This is a genomic window from Saccharopolyspora sp. MMCC62, assembly GCF_057736575.1.
Genome location: NZ_JBYKCM010000009.1, coordinates 1 through 21,196 on the forward strand (window position 1 = coordinate 1; position 21,196 = coordinate 21,196).

At 72.2% G+C, this 21,196-nt stretch carries 18 protein-coding genes; 3 read left to right on the top strand and 15 right to left on the bottom strand.

Annotated elements, in window-relative coordinates; all coding sequences use genetic code 11:
* Window positions 1-402: 402 nt before the first annotated feature.
* The 3 genes from AC29IT_RS20685 to ftsY all read right to left on the bottom strand — a co-directional run bounded on the left by AC29IT_RS20685 (window position 403) and on the right by ftsY (window position 3,863).
* Window positions 403-741: a P-II family nitrogen regulator gene (locus AC29IT_RS20685; RefSeq protein WP_358439525.1), complete on the bottom strand. Its 339-nt coding sequence runs from the start codon at window positions 739-741 to the stop codon at window positions 403-405.
* A complete protein-coding gene (locus AC29IT_RS20690; protein WP_358439522.1) occupies window positions 738-2,075 on the bottom strand; it encodes an ammonium transporter in 1,338 nt (445 codons plus the stop codon). Before AC29IT_RS20690 ends, AC29IT_RS20685 begins: the two co-directional genes overlap by 4 nt.
* A gap of 255 nt (window positions 2,076-2,330) precedes the next feature.
* Window positions 2,331-3,863 (bottom strand): signal recognition particle-docking protein FtsY, encoded by a 1,533-nt coding sequence (gene ftsY, locus AC29IT_RS20695; protein WP_488219850.1) that lies wholly within the window; start codon window positions 3,861-3,863, stop codon window positions 2,331-2,333.
* Window positions 3,864-3,980: 117 nt separating this feature from the next.
* Here ftsY and AC29IT_RS20700 point away from each other — a divergent pair, with 117 nt between their 5' ends.
* Both AC29IT_RS20700 and AC29IT_RS20705 read left to right on the top strand, forming a co-directional pair.
* Entirely contained in the window at window positions 3,981-5,189 is a 1,209-nt protein-coding gene (locus tag AC29IT_RS20700) for an anhydro-N-acetylmuramic acid kinase (RefSeq protein ID WP_488219851.1), read from the top strand.
* The gene (locus AC29IT_RS20705) at window positions 5,186-6,697 is read left to right on the top strand and encodes a sodium:solute symporter (protein WP_488219852.1); all 1,512 of its coding nucleotides are present in this window, start codon (window positions 5,186-5,188) and stop codon (window positions 6,695-6,697) included. The genes AC29IT_RS20700 and AC29IT_RS20705 overlap by 4 nt, the downstream gene beginning before the upstream one ends.
* A 118-nt stretch (window positions 6,698-6,815) precedes the next feature.
* Here the strand turns inward: AC29IT_RS20705 and AC29IT_RS20710 are convergent, their stop codons facing one another.
* The 5 genes from AC29IT_RS20710 to AC29IT_RS20730 form a co-directional block, all read right to left on the bottom strand.
* Window positions 6,816-7,397 (bottom strand): hypothetical protein, encoded by a 582-nt coding sequence (locus AC29IT_RS20710; RefSeq protein ID WP_488219853.1) that lies wholly within the window; start codon window positions 7,395-7,397, stop codon window positions 6,816-6,818.
* Window positions 7,398-7,500: 103 nt separating this feature from the next.
* Window positions 7,501-8,364, bottom strand: coding sequence for a peptidase associated/transthyretin-like domain-containing protein (locus AC29IT_RS20715; RefSeq protein WP_488219854.1), 864 nt, complete (start codon window positions 8,362-8,364; stop codon window positions 7,501-7,503).
* A 104-nt stretch (window positions 8,365-8,468) separates the two neighbouring features.
* Complete coding sequence (gene smc, locus AC29IT_RS20720) at window positions 8,469-12,260, bottom strand: chromosome segregation protein SMC (protein ID WP_488219855.1); 3,792 nt, start codon at window positions 12,258-12,260, stop codon at window positions 8,469-8,471.
* 102 nt (window positions 12,261-12,362) lie between these two features.
* A complete protein-coding gene (locus AC29IT_RS20725; protein WP_488219856.1) occupies window positions 12,363-12,668 on the bottom strand; it encodes an acylphosphatase in 306 nt (101 codons plus the stop codon).
* A gap of 510 nt (window positions 12,669-13,178) precedes the next feature.
* A complete protein-coding gene (locus tag AC29IT_RS20730) occupies window positions 13,179-13,577 on the bottom strand; it encodes a hypothetical protein (RefSeq protein ID WP_358439501.1) in 399 nt (132 codons plus the stop codon).
* Window positions 13,578-13,800: 223 nt separating this feature from the next.
* Between AC29IT_RS20730 and AC29IT_RS20735 the strand changes: the two genes are divergently transcribed.
* Window positions 13,801-14,691 (top strand): NBR1-Ig-like domain-containing protein, encoded by an 891-nt coding sequence (locus AC29IT_RS20735; protein WP_488219857.1) that lies wholly within the window; start codon window positions 13,801-13,803, stop codon window positions 14,689-14,691.
* A 334-nt stretch (window positions 14,692-15,025) separates the two neighbouring features.
* Here AC29IT_RS20735 and AC29IT_RS20740 read toward each other — a convergent pair whose 3' ends face one another.
* The 7 genes from AC29IT_RS20740 to AC29IT_RS20770 form a co-directional block, all read right to left on the bottom strand.
* Window positions 15,026-15,655 carry a nucleoside/nucleotide kinase family protein gene (locus AC29IT_RS20740; RefSeq protein ID WP_488219858.1) on the bottom strand — a complete coding sequence of 210 codons (630 nt, stop codon included), beginning with the start codon at window positions 15,653-15,655 and terminating at the stop codon, window positions 15,026-15,028.
* Window positions 15,652-17,013 carry a sugar porter family MFS transporter gene (locus AC29IT_RS20745; protein ID WP_488219859.1) on the bottom strand — a complete coding sequence of 454 codons (1,362 nt, stop codon included), beginning with the start codon at window positions 17,011-17,013 and terminating at the stop codon, window positions 15,652-15,654. Before AC29IT_RS20745 ends, AC29IT_RS20740 begins: the two co-directional genes overlap by 4 nt.
* Before the next feature lie 205 nt (window positions 17,014-17,218).
* Window positions 17,219-18,031, bottom strand: a complete 813-nt coding sequence (locus AC29IT_RS20750) for an ESX secretion-associated protein EspG (RefSeq protein WP_488219860.1) — start codon at window positions 18,029-18,031, stop codon at window positions 17,219-17,221.
* Between the two features lie 2 nt (window positions 18,032-18,033).
* On the bottom strand, window positions 18,034-19,296 hold the full coding sequence (locus AC29IT_RS20755) for a PPE domain-containing protein (protein ID WP_488219861.1): 1,263 nt from the start codon (window positions 19,294-19,296) through the stop codon (window positions 18,034-18,036).
* A gap of 24 nt (window positions 19,297-19,320) precedes the next feature.
* Window positions 19,321-19,941, bottom strand: coding sequence for a DUF3558 domain-containing protein (locus tag AC29IT_RS20760; RefSeq protein WP_488219862.1), 621 nt, complete (start codon window positions 19,939-19,941; stop codon window positions 19,321-19,323).
* A 23-nt stretch (window positions 19,942-19,964) separates the two neighbouring features.
* On the bottom strand, window positions 19,965-20,585 hold the full coding sequence (locus tag AC29IT_RS20765) for a DUF3558 domain-containing protein (RefSeq protein ID WP_488219863.1): 621 nt from the start codon (window positions 20,583-20,585) through the stop codon (window positions 19,965-19,967).
* Window positions 20,582-20,947: a PE domain-containing protein gene (locus tag AC29IT_RS20770; protein WP_224958769.1), complete on the bottom strand. Its 366-nt coding sequence runs from the start codon at window positions 20,945-20,947 to the stop codon at window positions 20,582-20,584. Before AC29IT_RS20770 ends, AC29IT_RS20765 begins: the two co-directional genes overlap by 4 nt.
* Window positions 20,948-21,196: the final 249 nt, after the last annotated feature.

Consider the following 21,196-nt stretch of genomic DNA (forward strand, 5'->3'; position numbering starts at 1 on the left):
CTCTTACCCCAACCCCCACGGGATCCCGCTCCTCCCGGCCCCCACCGGCTCCCGGGATCCCTCCCTTTTCCTCCTCAAGTGCGCCGAGTCCCCCCGACCCGGCCCACGTCCCCCATCTCCGCGCACCGGCCCTCCGGCGCGGTTCCCCCGGTGTTCCGGCTCCCCCAGAGCCGTGCCCGGCCACGTTCCGCCCGTTCCCGTCCGACCCCCAGGTGCGGGCGGGTCTCGCGGCTCGGCCTCGGCACGGGCTGAAGTCTGCCGCGACCGGGGACCCGGCAAGACCGTGAGAGCCCGCGGTGCCGCTGAGTAGAGCTACGCAATCCCATCGGCGGCGCACGACGCACGAAGCCGGGCGTGGACCGCGTGGTCCACGCCCGGCTGCAGGACGGTGCTCGCCCGGTGTCAGATGGCCGCCACCCCGGTCTCCCCGGTCCGGACCCGCACCACGGAGTCCACGGCGGTGACCCACACCTTGCCGTCGCCGACCTTGCCGGTGCGGGCGGCGCGCACGATCCCGTCGACGACCTCGTCCACCGTCGTGTCGTCCACGACGACCTCGACCCGGACCTTCTCCACGAAGTCCACCGCGTACTCGGCGCCGCGGTACACCTCGGTGTGGCCCTGCTGTCTGCCGTAGCCCTGGACGTCGCTGACGGTCATGCCGAGCACGCCCAGCTTCCCCAGCTCGTCCTTGAGCGCGTCCAGCCTGCTGGGCTGGACGATCGCGGTCACCAGCTTCATGCGTTGCTGCCCTCCAACTCGCGGTCGGCACCGTCGGTGCGCACGGCCGGGCGGCGCGCGGAACGGCCGTCGCCGAAGTGGTACGCCGATTCGGCGTGCTCCGTCTCGTCGACGCCCTCCGCCTCGTCCTCCGGGCTCAGCCGGAAACCGACGGTGGCCTTGACGATCCAGGCCAGCAGCAGGCTCAGCGCGAACGAGTAGGCGAACACCACCACGGCGCCCACCGCCTGCCGCCACAGCTGGTCGAACCCGCCGCCGTAGAGCAGCCCGCTCACCCCGGCCGGCGCCGAATCGGAGGCGAAGAACCCGACCAGCAGGGTGCCGACGAGCCCGCCGACCAGGTGCACGCCGACCACGTCGAGGGAATCGTCGAAGCCGAACCGGTACTTCAGGCTCAGCGCCAGCGCGCACACCGCACCGGTGATCCCGCCGACCGCGATCGCGCCCACCGGCGTCACCGACGAGCAGGCCGGGGTGATCGCCACCAGACCGGCGATGATGCCGGACGCCGCGCCGAGCGTGGTGGCGTGGCCGTCGCGCAGCCGCTCGACCAGCAGCCAGGCCAGCATCGCCGCGCACGTCGCCACCAGCGTGTTCACCAGCACCACCGCGGCCGAGTTGTCCGCGGCCAGCGCGGAACCGGCGTTGAACCCGAACCAGCCGAACCAGAGCAGCCCGGCGCCGAGCACCACGAACGGCAGGCTGTGCGGCTTCCCGGTGCCCTTCGGCCAGCCCGCCCGCTTGCCGAGCACCAGCGCCAGGGCCAGCGCGGCCGCACCGGCGTTGATGTGCACCGCGGTCCCGCCCGCGAAGTCGATGGCGGCGAGCCGGTTCGCGATCCAGCCGCCGACCGCGGTCACGTTCCCCGCCTCGTCGGTCTCGTCGAACGCGAACACCCAGTGCGCCACCGGGAAGTACACGACGGTCGCCCACAGCGCCGCGAACAGCAGCCACGGGCCGAAGCGGGCCCGGTCGGCGATGGCGCCGGAGATCAGCGCGACCGTCAGGATCGCGAACATGGCCTGGAAACCGGCGAACGCCAGCGTCGGGATCGTCCCGGACAGCTGGTCCTCGCCGAGCAGCCCGCTCAGCCCGAAGAACTGCACCGGGTCACCCAGCAGCCCGAGGCCGCCGAGGTCCCCGCCGAACGCGGCCGAGTACCCGAACAGCACCCAGAGGACGCCCACGACGCCCATCGCGCCGAGACTCATCATGATCATGTTGAGCACGCCGCGGGCGCGCACCATGCCGCCGTAGAAGAAAGCCAGCCCTGGTGTCATGAGCAGCACCAGCGCGGCGCTGATCAGCACCCATGCGGTATCGCCTGAATTCACGTCGCCTCCCCGTGCGAACCGGTTGGGCGCATCCTGGGGAATGCCTGTTTCAGGCGATCCGTCCGCTCGTTTCCCCGTCGTGAACTGTCCGGGTCCTCGTGTTACGGCGGCGTTCCCCGGTCACCGGCAGGTCACGTGCCGCAGCGTCCGGCCGCGCTCGGGGAGAAGCCCGGGAGCGCCGTCCTGGACGAGCGCTCCCACGGCGGCGCGGATCGGATCCACGCGCCGGCGGTGTTCGAGGCGTTCGCGCGAAGGTCAGCCGAGGAGGGCGTCCACGAAGGCGGCGGGTTCGAAGGGGGCCAGGTCGTCCGGGCCCTCGCCAAGGCCGACGAGCTTGACCGGGACGCCCAGCTCGCGCTGCACCTGGAACACGATGCCGCCCTTCGCGGTGCCGTCCAGCTTGGTGAGCACGATGCCCGTCACGTCCACGACCTCGGAGAACACCCGGGCCTGCACCAGCCCGTTCTGCCCGGTGGTGGCGTCCAGCACCAGCAGCACCTCGTCCACCTGGGCGCGCTTCTCGACCACCCGCTTGACCTTGCCGAGCTCGTCCATCAGCCCGGTCTTGGTGTGCAGCCGGCCCGCGGTGTCGATCAGCACCGCGTCCACGCCGCTGTCGGTGGCGCGGGAAACCGATTCGAACGCGACGCTCGCCGGGTCCTGGCCCTCGTTGCCGCGCACCACTTCGGCGCCGACCCGCTCGCCCCAGGTGGCGAGCTGCTCGACGGCGGCCGCGCGGAACGTGTCGGCGGCGCCCAGCAGCACCTGGTGCCCGTCGGCGACCAGCACCCGCGCCAGCTTGCCGGTGGTGGTGGTCTTGCCGGTGCCGTTGACGCCGACGACCAGCAGCACCGCGGGCTTGCCGCCGTCGGCCGGGTCGCCGTGCGGCAGGGCGCGCACCGAGCGCTGTGCGTCGGTGCTCAGCGCGTCGATGAGGACTTCGCGCAGCAGCGCCCGCGCCTCGTCAGGGGTGCGGACGCCGCGCGAGGCGATCTCGGTGCGCAGCCGCTCCACGATCTCGGTCGTGGTGGCCGCGCCCAGGTCGGCCAGCAGCAGCGTGTCCTCGACCTCTTCCCAGGAGTCCTCGTCCAGGTCGCCCGCGCCGAGCAGGCCCAGCAGCCCCTGGCCGAACGTGGAACGGGACCGGGACAGCCTGCCGCGCAACCGCTCCAGTCGGCCCGCGGTCGGTTCGATCTCCTCGACCTCGGTGACCGGTTCGGCGGCGGGCGCCGGTTCCGGCGGGGTCTCGACCCGGTCCTGGTCGGGCACGCGGGTCGCGGTGCCGGTCGAGTCGTCGCCGGGGATCTCGTCGGCGACGACCGCGCCGCCGCCGGAGCCGTCCTGGACGCGTTCGACGTCGGTCTCGGTCGAACCGGTATCCGTGTCGGTGTCGGATCCGGTGGTGTCGGCCGGCTGTTCGCGGGGCGTGCCGGTCTCCGCTTCGACTTCACCCTCCGCGGGCAGCGGCACGTCCACGATGCCGCGGCGCGCGCTGTCCCTCGGCTCGGCGGCGTCGTCACCGACCCCGGGCTGCCCCTCGGTCTCCGGGCGCTCCCGGACCGGGTGCTCCGGCTGCTCCGCCTCCGCGGGCGGCGCGGTCGCCGCACCGCTGGAGAAGCTGAAACCACCACCCGCCTGGTAGCCACCGCCCTGCACCGCCGGGCGCTCCGCCTCCTGCTCCCGCAGGCTGATGCGGCGCCTGCGCGCCAGCACGATGCCGGCGACCACGGCCAGCACGAGCAGCACGGCGACGACAACGGCGATCAGGATCAGGTTTGAGGTGGACACGGCGCCCATCCTCGCACCCGCCCGGAGCAGCAGCGGGACAACCCCAAGGTGGGCGATTCACCAACAATGGCGGAAAGGCGCTTGCATCCCCCAGCTCGGTGCAATACACCACTGGACATGTCCTCATGGCGAGTCCTCGGGCTGCTCTCCGGCACGTCGATGGACGGCATCGACGTCGCCGCCGCCGAACTGAGCACCGCGGGCGACGGCGTCGCCGCACTGCGGCCGCTCGGGTTCGCCGAGGTCCCCTACCCGCCCGCGCTGCGGGAACGGCTGGCGGCCGCGCTGCCGCCCGCGGCCGTGGACGCGCACGAGTTCTGCGTGCTCGACACCGAGATCGGCCGCGCCTTCGCCGACGCGGCCCGGCACGGCATCGCCGAGTTCGGCGACGCCGACCTGATCTCCTCGCTCGGCCAGACGCTCTACCACTGGGTGGAGGACGGGCAGGCGCGCGGCACCACCCAGCTCGGCCAGCCCGCGTGGATCGCCGAAGCCACCGGGCTGCCGGTGATCGCCGACCTGCGCGCCCGCGACGTCGCCGCGGGCGGGCACGGCGCCCCGCTCGCCGGGGTGCTCGACGCGTTGTGGCTCGCCGACCGGCCCGGACCGGTCGTCGCGCTCAACATCGGCGGCATCGCCAACATCACCGTCGTCGGCGACCCGGAACCGCTCGCCTACGACACCGGGCCCGGCAACGCGCTGCTCGACGCCGCCGCCGCGCGCGTCACCGGCGGTGCGGCCACCAGCGACGTCGACGGGCGGCTCGCCGCGGCAGGACGGGTGCGGGCGGAACTCCTCGACCGGCTGCTCGCCGACGGCTACTACCGGTCGGAGCCGCCGAAATCGACCGGCAAGGAGCACTTCAACGCCGCCCACCTCGACGAAGCCCTCCGCGGCGCCGGGTTCGACGGCCACGAACCGGACGGGCCGGACCTGCTCGCCACGCTCACCGAGCTCACCGCCGCCACCGTCGCCGACGCCTGCCACCGGCACGGCGCGCGCGAGGTCGTCGCCTCCGGCGGCGGGGTGCGCAACCCGGCGCTGCTGGCCGCGCTGCGGCGCAGGCTCGGCGCCGGGGTGGACCTGCACGTCAGCGACGACCTCGGGCTGCCCGCCGCCGGCAAGGAGGGCTACCTGGCGGCCCTGCTGGGCTGGCTGACCTGGAACGGGCTGCCCGGCAACGTGCCCGGCACGACCGGTGCCGACGGGCCCCGGCTGCTCGGCTCGATCACCCCGGGAGCCGGACCGCTGCGTCCGCCCGAACCCGCGGCCGGACCGGTGCGGAGCCTGCGCATCACCCACCCCACGACACTGGAGGCCGAATGAGGTCGATCGATCTCATCGTGATCGGGCTGTACCTGGTCGCGATGCCACTGCTGGGCCTGCTGCTGAGCGGCAAGCAGCGCAGCTCGCAGGAGTACTTCGTCGGCAGCCGGACCCTCCCGTGGTGGGCGGTGTGCTTCTCCGTCGTCGCCACCGAGACCTCCACGCTGACCGTGATCAGCGTGCCGACCGTCGCCTACCTCGGCACCTTCACCTACCTGCAGCTGGCCATCGGCTACCTGATCGGCCGGATCATCGTCGCGTTCGTGCTGCTGCCCAAGTACTTCGCCGGGAACCTCGTCAGCGCCTACGAGTTCCTCGGGAAGCGGTTCGGCACCGGGTTGCAGGGCACCGCGTCGGTGACCTTCCTGATCACCCGGCTGCTCGCGGACGGGCTGCGGCTGTTCGCCACCGCCATCCCGGTGAAGGTGATGGCCGAGGTGTTCGGGCTCGACATCTCCTACTGGCAGATCGTGCTGGCCCTGTCGGTGCTGACCGTGATCTACACCTACCTCGGCGGGATCAAGGCCGTGGTGTGGGTGGACGCGATCCAGATGTTCGTCTACGTGGCCGGGGCCGTGCTGACCGCGGTCGTGCTCGCCGGAGACCTGCCCGGGGACTGGCTCGCCACCGCCTGGCAGGAGGGCAAGTTCCAGCTGTTCGACTTCGGCTCGTCCATCGTCACCGAGCAGTACGCGTTCTTCACGGCGGTGATCGGCGGCGCGGTGTTCGCGATGGCCTCGCACGGCGCCGACCAGCTGATGGTGCAGCGGCTGCTGTCCTGCCGGAACCTGCGGGACAGCCAGCTCGCGCTGATCACCAGCGGTGTCGTGGTGGCCGTGCAGTTCGCGCTGTTCCTGTTCATCGGCACCCAGCTGTGGTCCTTCCACCAGGGCGCCGATCCGGCGGCGCTGGGCATGGGCAGCGATGACGAGCTGTTCCCGCGGTTCATCGTGACCGAGCTGCCGCCCGGCGTGTCCGGGTTGCTGATCGCGGGCATCCTCGCCGCGGCGATGAGCACCCTGTCGTCCTCGCTGAACTCGCTGTCCACCTCCACCGTCAGCGACCTGTACCGGCGCATCGGCGGCAGCGGGGCGGACGATTCGAGCGTGCTGCGGCTCGGCAAGGTGTGGACGCTGATCTGGGCGCTGGTGTTCGTGGTGTTCGCGTCCCTGTTCAGCAACACCGACAACCCGGTCGTGGAGATCGGGCTGAGCATCGCCAGCTACACCTACGGCGCGCTGCTCGGCGCCTTCCTGCTGGGAATGCTGGTGAAGCGGGCGCGGCAGAGCGACGCGATCATCGCGTTCGTGGCGACGCTGGTGGTGGTGCTGGTGCTGGCGTTCGGGGTGACGTTCCCGGACGGCGAAGGCGGCGAGGCGTCGCTGGCGTTCCCGTGGTTCACGCCCGTCGGGGTGCTCGTCACGCTGCTCGTCGGCGGCCTGCTGTCGCTGCGGCACCCGGCGCCGCCCGAAGCGGAGAAGTCCGCGGCCACCGCCGACTCAGCCTGACACCGCAGGTGAACGGCCCGCTCGCGGTGCGGGTGGGCCGTTCACCTCCGGCTCGTTGTTATTAGCGAGTGCGGGATGATCAGTGTGATCAACGATCAGCACTGCTCGTGCGGGCGGATCAGAGCAGCAGCAGCGGCAGGATCGCCACCAGCAGGCAGAACACGAACCAGCCGATCAACAGCCCCACGATCAGCCGGCGGTTCGGCGTCTCCTGCGGGCCCGGCCCGATCGCCCCCGCACCGAACGTCACCATCGGCGCCCGGTAGAACACGTCGACCTGCCCGCCCGCGTGCACCGGGACCACCGCGGCCGCGGAACCGAACCGCCACAGGTAGTTCACGTGCAGCTCGACCTGGTACTGCCCCGGCGGCACGTCGACCACCGTCCTGCCCCACCGCGCGACCGGACCCGGTCGCCCGTTGATCGTGATGCCCGGCTTCAGCAGGCCCATCGTGAACGCCAGCGGGTCGTACGAGGAGTCCAGCACGAGGCGCCCCGCGCCCGCAGGCGGCGCCGTCGCCGGGTGCGTCGGTTGCTGGCCCGGGTACGGCTGCGGGGCCGGTCCCGAGCTCGACTGCGGCGGCGGAACCGGTCCGGAGCCCGGGTACTGCGGGATCGGACCCGAACCCGGGTACGGCTGCTGGACAGATCCGGCCTGCGGCTGCGGAAGCCCCGGGTGCGGGCTGTTCGGCTGGGACACGGGGCCTCCTGAACGGGCACGAAGATCGCGAGTCACACCGTAGTTCGCACCGCCGCTCGAGGGGGCCGGTTCCGCAGAACCGGCCCGACCCACCGGGCAGGGATCAGGCGCCGTCCTGGTCCGAGTCGGCGGAGAGCACGATCGACGCCAGGTAGCCGTCGTCCTCCGGCACCACCTTCAGCAGCATCGAGTCCTCGAAGATGTTGTCGCCGTCGTTGAACGTGTCCCGGCCGGTGTGCTCGCTGTACGGCGCCCGCGCGAACACCGCCGAGTTCAGCTGCTCGTCGAACATGAGCTGGCTGGTCAGCACCCGCTCGTTGCTGACGTGCACCATCACGTGGACGTGCACCGTGCGGCCCGTGTACCAGCCGGGCCAGATCGTGGTGAACTCGACGACTCCCTCGGCGTTGCTGACCTGGGCGCCGCGCAGGTAGCGCTTGTCGTCGGTGGGCACCAGGTCCTGGTCGCCACCGCCGCCACCGGGTCCGCCACCGCCCGGCTTCTCGCCGTTCTCCGGCGGCGGTCCCGGCGGCATGCCACCGCCGCCGCCGGAGGACTGGTCCTCGGCCCCGGAGTACAGCCCAGCCGCATCGCAGTGCCAGATCTCCACGACCGCGTTCGGCAGCGCCGCGCAGGTCTCGCTGTCCTGCACCTTCAGCGCCAGCCGCAGCCGCACGCCCTGCCGGTCCTCCCGGATGTCGCTGCGGACCTTGTCCGCGTCGAAGTAGTACGGCCCCTGCGTGGTGTCCGGGGTGAGCGTGCAGGTGTTCACGCCGGAGAACAGGTCCGACGCGTCGGTGGCGGTCTGCGGGGTGAGCGCCTGGCTCTCCCCCGTGGAGGTGGTGACGGTGGTGCTACCGCCGGCCTGCGACCCGCACGCCGCCAACAGCGTGCCCAACCCGATCGAGCCGACACCGGCGAACATCGATCGCCTGCTGACCCGCTGCCCTTCGTGGTGATCCGACATGCCGCCCTCTTTCGCAGTCTCGTTCGCGGAACGAGCTCGAAGTTAGAGCGGCGAGCTGCGAGGAGGCTGGGAACCGGCTGCGAGATCACCGGGCGTCCGGCTGATCAGTCCGCGGCGGGTTCCCCGGCGGCCGGATCCTCCGGAGCGGGCACCGCGTCCGGAGCGGGCACCGCGTCCGGAGCGGGCGCCTCGTCCGCCGTGACCGGAGCGGGCACCGGTTCCTGCTGCGCCGACGTGGGCGCCGCGTCCGCGGGCGCCGCGCCATCGGCCACCGCTTCCGGCGCCGGGCCCTCGCCGGACTTCTCGGCCTTCCCGGACTTCCCGCCGCGCAGCCGCTGCGAGATGACGGTGGTGATCCCGTCCCCGCGCATGCTCACGCCGTACAGCGCGTCGGCGATCTCCATCGTCGGCTTCTGGTGCGTGATGATGAGCAGCTGCGAGGTGCTGCGCAGCTGGTCCAGCAGGATGATCAGCCGCCGCAGGTTGGTGTCGTCCAGCGCCGCCTCGACCTCGTCGAGCACGTAGAACGGCGACGGGCGCGCCCGGAAGATCGACACCAGCATGGCGACCGCCGTCAGCGACTTCTCCCCGCCGGACAGCAGCGACAGCCGCTTGACCTTCTTGCCCGGCGGCCGCGCCTCCACCTCGATACCGGTGGTGAGCATGTCGTCCGGATCGGTGAGCACCAGCCTGCCGTCACCGCCGGGGAACAGCACCGAGAACACCTTCTCGAACTCGGCGGCGACGTCGTGGAACGCGGACTGGAAGACCTCCAGGATCTTCTCGTCGACCTCCTTCACGACGTCCAGCAGGTCGCGGCGGGTGGACTTGATGTCCTCCAGCTGGGTGGACAGGAAGCGGTAGCGCTCCTCCAGCGCCGCGTACTCCTCCAGCGCCAGCGGGTTCACCTTGCCCAGCAGCGACAGGTCCTTCTCGGCGCGCTTGGCGCGGCGTTCCTGGGTGGCGCGGTCGTAGGGCACCGACGGCGGCGTGGTGACCTCTTCGCCGCGTTCCTTCGCCGCCTCGTACTCGGCGACCTCGGCGGGGCTCGGCGGGACCGGAACCGTGGGGCCGTACTCCTCGGCGAGGTCGTCGAGGCCGATGCCGAAATCTTCGATGATCTTGGATTCGAGCTGTTCGATGCGCAGCCGCTGCTCGGCGCGCACCACCTCGTCCCGGTGAACCGCGTCGGTGAGCTTCTCCAGCTCGCCGCTGAGCTCCCGCACCCGGGCGCGCACCGCGCCCAGCGCCTGCTCGTGCTCGCTCTGCAAGGCCTGCGCGGTGTCGCGCTCCTCGGTGGCCGCCCGCAGCGACACCGCGATGCGCTCCAGCGCGGTCTCGGCACCGTCCACGACGGCCTGCGCGACGCGGGCGCCGCGCTCCCTGGCCTGGCGGGCCGCTTCGGCGCGGGCGCGGGCCTCCCGCTCCTGCCGGGCGGCGCGGCGCAGCTGGTCGGCGCGGCCCTGCACAGCGCGGGCGCGTTCCTCCGCGGTGCGCTGGCCGAGGCGCGCGTCCATCTCCTCCTGGCGCAGGGTGCCGAGCTCGCCGCCGAGCCGGTCGCGCAGTTCGGTGTCCGGTTCGGCCTGCTCCTCCTGCTCGTTCTTGACGGCGGCGAGGCGCTCCTCCAGCTCGGCCAGCGAGGCCAGCGCCTGTTCGCGGGACTGCTCGACCTTCGCGCGCTGCTGGCGGACCCGCTCCACCTCGGCGGCCGCGGACTGGGCGGCCTTGCGCAGGCTGGAGACGCGTTCGGAGCTGCGGGCGGCGGCGATCTTCGCCTCGTTGATCTGCTCCTGCACGGCGCGGACCTCGTCGCGGCGGGACTGCTCCTCGGCGCGGGCGCCTTCCAGCGCGGCCGAGTGCTGCTCCTGGCGGCGCTGCGCGGCGGCGAGCTCCTGCTCGGCTTCGGCGACGGCGGCCTGCACCTCGATGACGCTCTGCCCGTCGTCGGAGCCGCCGGTGGCCCAGTGCCCGCCGAGCACGTCGCCGTCGCGGGTCACCGCCCGCACCTCGGGGTTCCGCCGCACCACGTCGCGGGCGGCGGGCAGGTCGTCGACGACCGCCATCCGGTCCAGCGCCGTGGTCACCGCCGCGCGCAGCCCGTCCGGGGCGCGCACCAGGTCCACCGCCCAGCTCGCCCCCGCGGGCAGCTGCGGCCAGCCGGTGCGGTCCGGTTCGCCCGCACCGCCGACGAGCACCCCGGCCTTGCCCGCGGCATCGGACTTGAGCAGTTCCAGGGCGCGCACCGCGTCGTCCACTCCGGACACGGCCACCGCGTCCGCGACGGCGCCGAGCGCGGCGGCCAGCGCGGCCTCCGCACCGGTGTCCACGGTCAGCAGCGCCGCCACCGAACCGAGCAGGCCCGGCACCTTCTCCCCCGCGCCGAGCAGCGCGCCCGCACCGTCCTTGCGGTTCAGGCCCATCGACAGCGCCTCGACCCTGGCCTGCCAGGACGCGATCTCGCGTTCGGCGGCGCGCTCGGCCTTGACCAGTTCCTCCACCCGGGAGCGGGCGGCGTCGCGGGCCGCGGCCGCGTTCGCCTGCCGCTCGGGCAGGCCCGCGTCGTCGGATTCCTGGCCGCCGCTCTCCGCTTCGGCGTCGGCGAACGCCGTCTCGGCGACCTCGGCGCGCTCCTGCGATTCGGCCAGCGAGACGTTCAGCCGCTCCAGCTCGTCGGAGGTGGCGCTCGCCTTGCTGCGCATCGACTCGACCTGGCCGGAGAGCCGGGCGACGCCTTCGCGGCGGTCGGCGATGGCGCGGACCGCGGCCATGTGCTCGCGCTCGGCGTCCTTGAGCCGGTCCTCCAGCTCGGAGCGGCGGCGCACCACCTCGGCGAGGACTTCGCGGGCCGTCTCGACCTCTTCGCGGAGCTCGATCTCCTGCTCGGCGGCCTCTTCGGCTTCGGCGTCGAGCTGGTCGGGGTCGCGGCCGCTGCGCTGCTCGGTGTTCTGCGCGGTGAGGTGCTTGTGCCGTTCCGCGGCGAGGCGCAGCGTGCCGTGCAGCCGTTCTTCCAGCGCGGACAGCCGGTACCAGGTGTCCTGGGCGCGGTTGAGCCGCGGCGCGTCGGCGGCGACCTTCTCCTCCAGCCCCTTCTCCTCGGACTGGGCGAACTGCAGGCCGCGTTCGACCTCGGCGCGCTTGGCCTTCGCCTCTTCCTGGTCGGCCTGGTCGCGGGCCAGCTCGGCGCGGGAGGACAGCAGGTCGTCGGCGATGAGCCGCAGCCGGGCGTCCCGCAGGTCGGCCTGCACGGTCTGCGCCTTGCGGGCGATCTCGGCCTGCTTGCCGAGCGGCTTGAGCTGGCGGCGCAGTTCCCCGGTGAGGTCGGTGAGCCGGGTCAGGTTGGCCTGCATCGCGTCGAGCTTGCGGAGCGCCTTCTCCTTGCGCTTGCGGTGCTTGAGCACGCCCGCGGCCTCTTCGACGAGCCTGCGGTGCTCGTCCGGCTTGGCCTGCAGGATGGAGGCGAGCTGGCCCTGGCCGACGATGACGTGCATCTCGCGGCCGATGCCGGAGTCCGACAGCAGTTCCTGCACGTCCATCAGGCGGCAGCTGTTGCCGTTGATCTCGTACTCGCTGGCGCCGTCCCGGTACATCCGGCGGGTGATCGACACCTCGGTGTACTCGATGGGCAGCGCGCCGTCGGAGTTGTCGATGGTGAGCGTGACCTCGGCGCGGCCCAGCGGGGCGCGGCCGGAGGTGCCGGCGAAGATGACGTCCTCCATCTTGCCGCCGCGCAGGTCCTTGGCGCCCTGCTCGCCCATCACCCAGCGCAGCGCGTCCAGCACGTTCGACTTGCCGGAGCCGTTGGGCCCGACCACGCAGGTGATGCCGGGTTCGAAGCGCAGCGTGGTGGCCGAGGCGAAGGACTTGAACCCCTTGAGCGTCAGGCTCTTCAAGTGCACGGCTGCGATCGACCTTTCCGCGAGTGCTGCCTGCGTGCGGCGTTCGGCAGAGCCTACCCGCCGCGATGTTCGCCACCGGCGGAACCGGGCCCGGCGGGCGGGTCAGCGTTCGACGAACCCGGTGCGGTCGCCCTTCGGCTCGGACCACTGCTCGGCCACGTGCTCGACCTCGCCGGGGGTGTCGCCGGAGCGCAGCGCGGCCAGCAACCGCTCGCAGGCCTCCCGCGGACCTTCGGCGACGACTTCGACGCGGCGGGCGGGCAGGTTGGTGGCGCTGCCGACCAGGCCGAGTTCGAGGGCGCGGGCCCGGGTCCACCAGCGGAATCCGACGCCGTGCACGTGCCCGTGCACCCAGGCGGTCAGCCGGGCCTGCTCGGTGGTCGCGGAAGTGTCGTCGAGATCGCTCACACCTCGCATGATGCCCGTCGCCCGGGGCCGCACCGACCGCGCCCCGCACGCTCCGCGATCATCCATCACTCGAAGGTGTGGCCGCGGTGACTTCTCCCGGCGAATCACCAGCGCACGGCCCGGATGATCGACGGCGGGCGCGGCACCCGGGCCGAACGGGGCTTGCCCAGGCGGCTACCGTGTCGCGAGATCCACGCGCAACGTCCGGAACGTCGAATTCCGCCCGAACCGGACGCCGCCGGTATCAGCGGTACGGGTGCGCCGGCCCGTGCCGTCGGGACTGAACGAGTGGGACACGATGGACCCTTTAGCACCTGACCCCGCCGCGCAGGCCGGGGAACCGACCGGGACGCGGTCGCGAAGACTCGCCCTGTGGGCGACGACCGGAGTGGTCGTGGCCACCGGTTTCGCCGCCTCCGCGGCCGTCGTCGTCGGTGATCACGAGCGGGATGCGGCCGAGCGGTTCCCCGCCGTCTCGCCGAGCGAGACGACGCTGCAGACCACCACCGGCTACCCGGGGGCGCCGCAACCGGTGGGACCGCCGCAGCTGGCCCCGCCCGCGGGCACGTCCGCCGCGGACATCTCGTCCAGCGAGGCGGAGCTGACCAGCGAGACCGCGGAGAGCAGCTCCCGGCCGCCGGACGACGGTTCCGCACCGCCGCTCCCGCCGAGCCCGACCTGGGTTCCGCCGGACACCGGCACCCCGAAGCCGCCGCCTCCGCCGCCGACCACGTCGGAACCGGAGCCGCCGCCCACCTCGACGACTCCGCCGCCGACGAGCCCGCCGGACACCTCGGAGCCCACGCAACCGCCGACGGAGTCCACCGGTTCCACCGGCCCGTCGGCCTCGCGCACCGAAGCGCCGACCACGCGCAGCAGCTCCGCCGAGGAACCGACCACCTCGGCCACCTCGTCGGCACCGTCCTCCGCCGACTCGACCGGCTGATCGTTCGCGGCCGTTCGGCCGGACCGGCTGCCCCGTTCGCCCGGCACCGGCGGTCGAACGGGGCAACGGCCGCGCCGCGGCGCAAGGGGCCCGCCGAACCGTGCTAGACACGGAGTTCCACGTCCCCGAACGCGCCGCGCCGACCGCTGCTCGCGCGCACGACCACACCTCCACGAGGCATCCACGATGAGCGAATCAGAGGCGACCCCCGCTGCCGGTGGCAAGCGGGGGCGCAAGCAGCTGCGACCCGACCCGGCCGACGGGCCGGTCGCCGCCTTCGCCTACCGGTTGTGCGAGCTCAAGGAATCCGCGGGCGACCCGTCCTACGACCGGATGCGCACCGATTTCGGGGCGGCCGCGTCGAAGTCGGCGTTGTCCTCGGCCGCGCGCGGGCAGGACCTGCCGTCCTGGGAGACGACGTGGGAGTACGTGCGCAGCCTCGCGGTGGGCGCGCTCGGGCAGGACGCCGACACGGTGCGCCGCGAGTGGTCCCGCCGGTGGGAGCACGCCAGGGCCGCCGCCGAGCAACCGTCCGCGCCGGAGGGCGAACCCGCGGTGCGACGCGACGCTCCCGCCGCCGAACCCGACCCGGAGTCCGGCCCGGACCGGGCGCGCCGCCGCGGCTGGATCCTGGCGGGCACCGGTGCCGCGGTGGTGCTGGTGGCGGTGGTGCTGGGCTGGTACCTGCTGTCCGGCCCGGAGCGACCCATCCCGGGCGACGCGTCGGTGATGCTCGGCGAGACGGTGCCGGACGACACGCCGATCCCCGCCGGGACGAGCTTCGTGAAGTCGTGGGACATCAAGAACGTGGGCCGCGTGCCCTGGACCGGGCGCTACCTGGAGCAGACCGGGGAGCGCGTCGGGGACGCCGAGTGCACCGCGCCGCAGCGGGTGTGGATCCGGGACACCCCGGCCGGCGAGCAGGTGCGGATCACCGTTCCGGTCGTGGCGGGCGAGAAGACCGGCCAGTGCAAGATCGCGTGGAAGATGGTCGACGAGCACGGCGAGCTGTTCTTCCCGGATCAGGCGCTGCGCCCGGTGTTCTTCGACATCCGCGTGACGCCGGGTTCCGCCTGACCCGTTCCGGAGGGGGTGCCTCCGCCCGTTTTTCCGGGACGAAGGCACCCGCCGTCCGTCTTCCCCAGGGGTTGGTCTCGGATTCCCCATGTCCGCGCCTCTCCCGGTGGTTCGAGTGATCGCCGCAGACGTACCGGTCGCGGAATTCCGCGGCCGGTTCCCCACGTGCGGCGATCGCTCCGGCAGCCTGCGGGCGATCCCCCAGAAGGTCGTCCGCCGCTGCCGTGCCGACTACGTTGCCAGCCGCTGCGGGCCGCGTCGAGCGATCATTGGCCGCGACCGCCGGGAACAATGTCCGCGCAGGTAGGCGAATTGTCCACGGGACAAAGCGGGCTCAGTCCGGGTCGCCGGTGACGAGCAGATCGGCCCTCGCCCGGGTGGGTGACACGAGGGCGGCGTTGCGCTCGTCGCTGCGCAGCACCCAGTCCCGCGCCTCCGCCGGGGAACGGCCGTAGCGGACGTGCCGGGCGATGAGCCGGGACAGGCGTTCGCCGTCATCGGGCGCGAGGAACCACGATTCGTCGAGCAGTTCCCGCACCCCGTCCCACGGTGGTGAATCCAGCAGCAGGTAATTGCCCTCGGTGATCACCAGCGGTGTTTCCGGGTGGATCGCGATGGAGCCCGCGTACGATTCCTCGACTTCGCGGTGGAATTCGGGCGCGTACACCGTTTCCGCGCCTTGGTTCCGGATCCGGTGCAGCAACGCCACGTATCCGGCGGCGTCGAAGGTATCCGGAGCGCCCTTCCGGTCGTGGCGGCCGAGCCGGTGCAGTTCGGCCTCGGCGAGGTGGAAGCCGTCCATCGGCACCAGCACCGCCGCCGGGCCCAGCTCGGCGAGCACCGCGTCGGCGACGGTGCCCTTGCCCGCGCCCGGCGCGCCGGTGATGCCGAGGACGCGCCGGGTGCCGCTCGCGGCGAGCGCGCGGGCGCGGCGGACCAGTTCGTCGAGCGCGACGGTGCTCATGCGCGGGCCTCCCCGCGCAGCGAGGTCTCGATGTCCTCCAGGCTGCGGCCCTTCGTCTCGGGCAGCTTCCGGTACAGGTAGGTGAGCCCGACGATGCCGAGCACCCCGTAGATCCAGAACAACCCGGTCGCGGTGAACGCGTTGATCAGGGTGAGCACCGAGATGGAGATGACGAAGTCCAGGCCCCAGTGCGTGACGGTGCCGATGCTGGACGCCTTGCCGCGCACCGCCGTCGGGAACACCTCGCTGTTGATCAGCCAGATGGCGAGGCCGAGGCTGGCGGCGAACGCGGCCTCGTAGAGCATCAGCCCGATCGTCAGCAGCGTCCCGAGCCCCTGCACGCTCGGCAGCAGGTACAGCGCGCCGAGCCCGAACAGCACCACGATCACCACGCTGGTCCCGCCGATGAGCAGCGGCCGCCGCCCGACCCGGTCGATGAGCAGCAGCGCGATCGCGGTGAACACCATGTTGGTGGCGCCGATGCCGACCGAGGACAGGATCGCCGCCGAATCACCGAGCCCGGCCTGCTTGAGGATCGTCGGCGCGTAGTAGATGACGGCGTTGACGCCGACGAGCTGGTTGGTGGCGGCGACGGCGACGCCGAGCAGCACCGCCGGGCGCAGCCGCGGGCCGAACAGGTCGCGGTAGGTGAACCGGCGCTCCTCCCGCATCGTCTCGCTGATCTCGGCGAGCTCCGCTTCCGCCTCGTCCGGGGTGCGGGTGCGCAGCAGCGCGGCGCGGGCCTGCTCGGTGCGGCCGCGCGCCAGCAGCCAGCGGGGGCTCTCGTCGAGCACGAACAGCCCGGCGAGCATCAGCAGCGACGGCACGGCGGCCAGCCCGAGCATCCAGCGCCACCCGCCGCTCTCCGCGAACGCGTAGCCGACCAGGTAGGACGCGAAGATCCCGATCGTGATCATCAGCTGGTTCATCGACACCAGCCGGCCGCGCAGCGCGGGCGGCGCGATCTCGGCGATGTAGGTGGGCACCACCAGCGAACTGGCGCCGATGGCGAGGCCCAGCACCACCCGCGCCGCGATCAGCACGGCCACGTTCATCGCGAGCGCCGACAGCAGCGCGCCCACCGTGAACACGGCCGACACCAGCAGCAGCGTGCGCTTGCGGCCGAAACCGTCGACGACACGGCCGCCTCCGACGGCACCGGCGATGGCGCCGAGCAGCAGCGAGGCGACGACGACCTCCTGCATGCCGTCGCCGAGCGCGAAAGCGGGGGCGATGTAGAGCAGCGCGGCGGAGATGACGCCGGTGTCGTAGCCGAACAGCAGTCCGCCGAGCGCGGCGATGGTGGCGGCGCCGACGACGGCGCCGCGTCCGGTCCCGGGTGTGGCTGCGGTGCTCATGCTCGGTGCGTCCTCCTGGGTCGTTCTTCCGCGGCTCGGCCGACGAGACGCTAGAGGACGACCGCCGTGATGACCAGCGCCGGTGCGGAGCGGGGAGGTGGCACGCGGGGTAGCGGGCTCGCCCGCGGCGGAGCCCGGGGTGTGCGGCCCGCTGCGGGGCTGGCGTGAGCGGCTCGCGGGCCGGGCCCCGTCACGGCCGTGCCGCTCAGCCCTCGGCGTCCTCGGCCGTCTCGGTGATCAGTTCGCGCACGTAGTCGGCGAGCCGCCGGTTGTCGCAGGGCGCGACCGTGCTCCACCGCCGACCGTCCCCGCTGGTCCGCACGCTGTGCAGGTATCGGCCGTCCGGGGTGTCGTGGAAACCGACGACGCGGTCCGCGCGGCGCGGCACCGTCGACCGGCTCCGGGTGTGCTCCACGCCGAACTGGCCGCGCATGCCCATCCCGTCGGCCATCCGCGCCAGCACCGCGGCGTCGTCGGCCACCACGCCCTGCCCGCGCAGCTCGTCCTCGAACACCCGCAGGTCCTGACCTGCGCGGGCGCTGGCGTCGAGCAGCACGTCGTTCGGCACGCTCACCGGGCGTCCGCCGCCCGGGGGCCCCTCCCCGGCGACGGACACGACGGCTTCGGGCAGCGAGCTCCCCCGCACCGGCGTGAACTCCACGACGTCACCGTCGACGACCGTCACCAGGCCCGCGTTGCCGTTCGCGGAACCCGCAGCCCGGATCGACCGGTCCGGCGCCCAGATCCGCAGGTCCACCGACAGCTGCGGCCGGTCCAGCAGCACCAGCAGGTCCGCGAAGTCCTCGTCCAGCCGGTTCTCGCCGGGTTCGGCGAGCCGCCGCGCCCGCAGGTCCGCCCACGCCTGGGCGACGAGCCGGGCGCGCTCGGTGTGCGTGGCGCCGGGGCTGGGCACCGTGAGCACCGCGTGCCTGCGCCCGGTCAACCCTTCCGCCTCGCACACCACGTCGAACTCCAACGCGGAGAGCACGATCTGCTCGCCATCGGCTCCGGGACGCACCGTCAGTCCTGCTTCTTCCGGTCGTCACCCTGGTCGTCCGCGCCGAACACCGGCGGGGCCACCAGGCGGTTGTCGTCGAACGGGGTTTCCTCTTCGTAGTACTTGTTCTCGTGCTCGGCGTCGTCGTCGGACCTGCTCTGGCCGCGGGTCGCCGCCGGGCCCATCGCCGAGCCCGGCGCGGGCTTGCTCGTCGCCGAGCCGCTCGCCGTGCGCCCCGCCGTGGTGTCCCCCGGTCCGCCGACACCGGACGAACCGCCGCGCAGCGAACCGGCCTTGCCCTTGTCCGCGCCCGCCGAACCACCGCGCACGCTGCCCTCGGGCGCACCGGCCTTGCCGCCGAGCATCTTGCTCGCCGCGACCGCGCCGATCCCGGCGACCGCCGCCCCACCGGCGCCGATGCCGAGGACGCCGCCCAGACCGATGCCCGGCTTCCCGTCCTCGTCCGGGTGCGGCTCCGAACCGGGCTCGCCCGCGCCGCGGTGCGGTTCCTCCTCGGCGCCGCTGCGACCGCCCGGAGCGCGGTCGTCGTCCGGGGAACCGCCCGGGCGCCCGCCGCTACGCCCACCGGGACCACCGCCGACCGCGCCGCCGATCCCCAGACCCGCGCCTCCCCCGGCACCACCCGGCACCGACCCGGACGATCCCGGCGAGGCGAACGCGCCGATGCCACCGCCCGCCACACCGCTCGCGGTCGCCGACTGCGCGGACACCGCCGCGGGCTGCATCTCCGGCATCGGCTGGAAGTTCTCCGCCTGCGACACCGTCGTGTCCCGGTACGAGGTCAGGGCCTGCTGCGCGACCTGCTTGCGGCCGTCGATCTTCTTGGCCTCTTCGTCGTAGTCGCTCGTGTAGCCGAAGTAGCCCAAGCCCTTCTCGATGAAGTTCTCCGACTTGTCGTTGTGCATCTCCGACTGGTTCGGCAGCGTGTTCTTCGCCGACTCGTAGCCGCGGCCCTGCGCCTCCACGCTCGTCGCCGACGTCGCCAGCGGGTCCTGCGACTGCTGCATCACCGCCGACTGCTGCTTCGTCGCCTCCTGCGCGATCGAGCCCGCGTTGCCGGTCCACTCGATCTCCAGCTTGCCGAGCTCCACCCGCAGCGTCTCGTCCAGCTCCGTCACGATCTGCGCGCACTGCTGCAGCGCCGACGCGGCCTGGTCCATCGACTCGGTGCCCCGGCCGTCCTTGATCCGGCCGATCCAACCCAGCAACTCCGGGATGTCGAAACCCTCGAAGCGCAGGTTCCTGATCGGGTTCAAATCCTCCACACCGGCCCCCTGGATTCCGCTCTCTCAGCCCTGCGCCTGCAGGTTCGACACGGCGAACTCCGCCGCTTGCTTGGCTTTGGCGCACAGGTCCTGGTTCGAAACGTCGTCGCCACCGATCGACGTGGTGCCGACTTCGAGCGTCTGGCCTTCCGCAGCATCGACGTCAACGAAACAACCGAGGTTCTCCGCGCCCGGGATCTGCCCTTGTAACGCACCGAAGCCCTGACCCAACGTGAAAATCGCGGCGACGTTCGACGAACCGTCCGACTTCTGGCTCTGCGAGTCTTCGAAGCTCAACGGCGCAACCGCGATCGTGAGTCCCACACCGGAGGTCTCCTGCCCGCTCAACCACGTGCATCCCGGAGTGTCGAACGTACCCGACTCGGCTTGAGGCACACCCCTACCGACACCGAGCGTCCCGACCTGTTCCGGTGTCAGCACTGCGCACACCGCATCTTCCTGCATTCCCGCGACGGGAAGGTCCCGGGGGCGTTCGGGGAGACCGAGGCCAGAACCAGCGCCCTGATCGGTGGCAGGAGGCGGTGCGGCGGGAGCCTCGTTGAGAGCGCACCCGGCCAACAGCGCGGGAACAACGACGAGCAGCCCCAACTTCACCGAAACCGAAGTCACGACCTTCTCCATCATCACGCCCCCTGGATTCCGCTCTCTCAGCCCTGCGCCTGCAGGTTAGACACGGCGAACTCCGCCGCTTGCTTCGCTTTGGCGCACATGTCCTGGCTTGCCATCTCTTCGCCCCCGAGCCAGGAGAGTCCAGCTTCCAGAGTCTCTCCCTCGGCAACGTCGACCGCGACGACGCACCCTAGGCTTTCAGCACCGGGGACCTGCGATCGAACGGCACCGAAACCGCTGTCGAGCGTATCGGTGGTCGCAGTGCCGCCGGAGGTTTCGGCAAGACGATCTTGGATGCTCATCGGTGCGACCACGAGGAGGACGCCGATGCTCGGCGACGCGCCCGATTCACTCAGCCACGAGCATCCAGGGAAGTCCTGTTCGTTGAGCTTCGGGGCCGGGTCACCTCCTCCGACACCGAGTTGATCCAGCTGTTCCGGCTGGATCAACTTGCAGATCTGAGCCTCATCGAGGCCCGAAACAGGTAGGTCCCGGGGGCGGTTCGGCAAATCCGGACCGGTCTCGGGAGCGGGTGCGGCCTGTTCTTGTTGCGGATCTGCGGGTTCGGCTTCATTGAGCGCACACCCACCGACCAAGAACGGCAGCAGGCCCGAGAGAACAGCGACACGCACTCCGCGCCTGGTCACATACTTCGTCACGTGCGCTCCCCCGACTGCTTGAACGAGGCGGCGATCTCCTCTTCGTCGATGCCGTACTGCCTGGCGACCTCTTCGAGCTGCTCCCCGAGCTGCTCAACGCCCTGCACATAACCGATCAAACGCCGGTAATGCGAATCTCCCTCTCCCAAAAGATTCGCGTTCCAGACCCGGGCTGCCGCCACGCTGACCTCGTCTGAGGCTGAAGGAAGGACACGCAGGTTCTCTGCGAGTCGATTCAACCGGTCTTTTGCGCTCGACGCCGCTTCCCCGATCACCCGCCGAGCCGCCAGAACGTTCTCCGGGGTGACGGTGATGGTCTGGCCCGGCCCGCCCGGGGCGGGGGGCGGTGCTGGTGCGGTCATCGCGGGGAACCCCCTAGTCGCGGCTGCTGATCACCAGTGCGACGCAGACAGTAGCAGCGGCGGTTCCACCCCAGACCCGACTTCCACCAACTTCACACCGACCGCACAGCCACCACCCGAACGGGCCCCGACCATCGTCGGAGACGAGATCGTCAAGCGCCTCCGAACGCGTCTTCGCCGTTCCCGGCCCAGCCCCACGCTCTTCCGCACTACGACGCCCCTGAGCTGTTCTCAACCCTGCGCCTGCAG